At 68.4% G+C, this 3,196-nt stretch carries 3 protein-coding genes and 1 pseudogene; 3 read left to right on the forward strand and 1 reads right to left on the reverse strand.

The window, feature by feature from the left end:
* The 3 genes and pseudogenes from AC27KI_RS21600 to AC27KI_RS21610 all read left to right on the forward strand — a co-directional run.
* Window positions 1-285: pseudogene (locus tag AC27KI_RS21600) on the forward strand (SDR family NAD(P)-dependent oxidoreductase); the annotation flags it as partial.
* A 28-nt stretch (window positions 286-313) separates the two neighbouring features.
* Window positions 314-1,480, forward strand: coding sequence for a mandelate racemase/muconate lactonizing enzyme family protein (locus tag AC27KI_RS21605; RefSeq protein WP_487115758.1), 1,167 nt, complete (start codon window positions 314-316; stop codon window positions 1,478-1,480).
* Window positions 1,481-1,736: 256 nt separating this feature from the next.
* On the forward strand, window positions 1,737-2,636 hold the full coding sequence (locus AC27KI_RS21610; protein ID WP_487090801.1) for a LysR substrate-binding domain-containing protein: 900 nt from the start codon (window positions 1,737-1,739) through the stop codon (window positions 2,634-2,636).
* Window positions 2,637-2,655: 19 nt separating this feature from the next.
* On the opposite strand, the gene AC27KI_RS21615 is transcribed toward AC27KI_RS21610, so the two are convergent.
* A partial coding sequence (locus AC27KI_RS21615; protein WP_487115760.1) for a methyl-accepting chemotaxis protein occupies window positions 2,656-3,196 on the reverse strand: 541 nt, incomplete at its 5' end.

Genomic DNA, 3,196 nt, shown 5'->3' on the forward strand with positions numbered 1-3,196 from the left:
GTACGCGGCCACCAAGGCGGCGCTGGTCGGCGCTGGCGCGCAGCTGGGGCGGCCGAGGTGGCGGGGCAGGGCGTGACGGTGAACGTCGTCTCGCCCGCCGCCACGGCCACCGGCATGCTGAACGACCCCGCCCGAGCCGGCAGCGCACCGCGCCTGCCGCCCATCGGCCGCCTCATCGAGCCCGGCGAGATCGCCGCGCTCGTGGGCTACCTGCTGTCGCCGCCGGCGGCGCCCATCACGGGGCAGGACATCGCCATCTGCGGGGGCTCCTCGCTCGCCCGCTGATCCTTCTTTTCTCAACCACCCAAGCACCATGAAAATCGTCGATATCGTCGAATCCACCCGGCCCATCCAATCCGACATCCGCAACGCCTACATCGATTTTTCGAAGATGACCCTGAGCCTGGTGGCCGTCGTGACCGACGTGGTCCGCGACGGCAAGCCGGTGATCGGCTACGGCTTCAATTCCAACGGCCGCTACGGCCAGGGCGCGCTGATGCGCGACCGCTTCATCCCCCGCGTGCTCGAAGCCGAACCCGCCACGCTGGTGGACGGCACTGGCGAGAACCTCGACCCGCACAAGGTCTGGGCCCGCATGATGATCAACGAAAAGCCCGGCGGCCACGGCGAGCGCTCGGTGGCCGTGGGCACCATCGACATGGCCGTGTGGGACGCGGTGGCCAAGATCGCCGGCCAGCCGCTCTACCAGCTGCTGGCCGAACGCTACGGCAACGGCACGCCCGACCCCCGCGTCTTCGTGTATGCCGCCGGCGGCTACTACTACCCCGGCAAGGGGCTGGACGGCCTCCGCAAGGAAATGGAGAGCTACCTGGCGCGCGGCTATTCGGTGGTCAAGATGAAGATCGGCGGGGCCTCGCTGGCCGACGACTGCGAGCGCATCGAGTCGGTGCTCAAGATCCTCGGCCCGGGCCAGCAGCTGGCGGTGGATGCCAACGGCCGGTTCGACCTGCCGACCGCCATCGACTACGGCCGCGCCCTGTCGCAGTACCCGCTGTTCTGGTACGAAGAGGCCGGCGACCCGCTCGACTACGAACTGCAGGCCAGGCTGGGCGAGGTGTACCAAGGCCCCATGGCCACGGGCGAGAACCTGTTTTCGATGCAGGACGCGCGCAACCTCATCCGCCACGGCGGCATGCACAAGGACCGCGACTGGCTGCAGTTCGACTGCGCTTTGAGCTACGGGCTGGTGGAATACCTGCGCACGCTGGACATGCTCAAGGACCATGGCTGGTCCCCCAGCCGCTGCATCCCCCACGGCGGCCACCAGATGTCGCTGGCCATCGCCGCGGGCCTGGGCCTGGGCGGCAACGAGAGCTACCCCGACCTGTTCCAGCCCTATGGCGGCTTCCCGGACGGCGTGAAGGTCGAAAACGGTTACGTCACGTTGCCACCGTTGCCGGGCATCGGGTTCGAGGGCAAGTCCGACCTGATTGCGGAGATGCGGGCCCTGGCTTCCTGAGAATATGGCGGGGTGTTTTGCTATAAAAATATGAGCAATATGCCCTAGTAGGATATGCGCTGCAAGCCTGTTTGATCACAATCGATACCCCGGTGGCATCGCCCCGCTGCCCGGCTTCGCCATGCGATGCCGGGCTTTTGCCTTTGGGGGTAGCGCGGGGCGTGCGCGTGCCTTTATGCTGGCCAAGGCGCTGTGACGGGGCGGTATTTGCTTGTATGGTCATTGTTCTCGTGTCCTCTCGCGCCCACCCACTCCCATGGACATCAAGACCCTTCGCCTTTTCGTGGAAATCGCCAAACACGGCAGCTTCGCCGAAGCGGCCAAGGTGGTGTGCGCCACGCAGTCGGCGGTCAGCAAGGCGATGAAGGGCCTCGAATCCGAAATGGGCGTGCAATTGCTCGCTCGTTCGGGCCGTGGCAAGGGCCTCACTGCCGCCGGCAACCTGCTGCTTCGCCGCGCGGTGAACATCCTGCATGAGATGCGCGGGCTGGAGGGCGAGCTGGCGGAAATGCAGCAGGTCCAGCGCGGAAGCCTGCGCATCGGCTTTCCCCGCATGGGTACCAGCGCGTACTACGCGGGGCTGTTCACCGAGTTCCGGCAGCGCTTTCCCGCCATCGACGTGGCCATCGTGGTCGAGCCGCTCGACCGGCTGGAAGCGCAGCTGCGGGCGGGCGAGGTGGATCTGGCGGCCCTGGTGGCGCCCGCCGCGCACGACTTCGACTGGCAGCATGTGCGCACCGAGCCCGTGGTGGCCCTGGTGCCGCAGGCCTTCGTGCCCGCCGGCACCACGCGCATTTCGCTCGCGGACCTGGCGCAATGGCCGCTCATCCTGTTCGAGGAGGGCACCACCGTGAACCAGGCCCTGCTGCAGGCCTGTGCGCGGCAGGGCGTGCGACCCCGCGTGTCGGTGATGGGCACGGGGCAGGTCGATTTCATCGTGCAACTGGTGGCGCAGCAACTGGGCGTGATGCTGCTGCCGCGCGCCATCACGCGCTGGAGCAAGCACCCCGGCGTGCGCTATCTCGATGTGGACGATCTGCCCTCCATCTGGCACTACACGCTGGCCTGGCGCCGCGGCGTGCCGCACACGCCCGCGGCGCGCGCCTGGCTGGACCTGGCCCGGGATTACTTCCAGGTGCGCGAGCTCGGGCTCTGATCTCCGGTTGCGGGCTGGTTCAGTAGGCGCCCGACGAGCCGACCAGCCGCTGCGCGGGCGCCGGCAGTGCGCCAGTGCGGCTGCTGCTGCGGACGGGGGTTGCCGGGGTTCCGGCCGTGCCGGCATCGGTGTCGCCCGGCAGGCGGAACTGGGCCACCATGCGCGAAAGCGATTCGGCCTGGAACTTCAGGCTGTCGGCCGCAGCGGCGCTCTCCTCCACCAGCGCGGCATTCTGCTGCGTGACCTGGTCCAGTTGCTGCACCGCATCGCCCACTTGGTTGATGCCGCTCGATTGCTCGGCGCTGGCCGCACTGATCTCCGACAGCAGCGTGGACACCTGTGTGACCTGCGCCACCACCTCGTCCATGGTGCGTCCGGCCTGGGCCACGAGATCGCTGCCGGTGCTCACGCGCGACACGCTGGCTTCGATCATCGCCTTGATCTCCTTGGCGGCCTCCGCCGAGCGCCCCGCGAGCGACCGCACCTCGCTGGCCACCACCGCGAAGCCGCGCCCTTGCTCACCCGCGCGGGCCGCTTCCACCGCGGCGTTCAGCGCCAGG

The sequence above is a fragment of the Acidovorax sp. KPB24-03 genome (assembly GCF_057546605.1).

What these genes read in the sequence shown, in the direction of transcription:
- AC27KI_RS21605 (WP_487115758.1), top strand. Translation starts at nt 314, where the DNA reads ATGAAAATCGTCGATATCGTCGAATCCACCCGGCCCATCCAATCCGAC.
- AC27KI_RS21610 (WP_487090801.1), top strand. Translation starts at nt 1,737, where the DNA reads ATGGACATCAAGACCCTTCGCCTTTTCGTGGAAATCGCCAAACACGGC.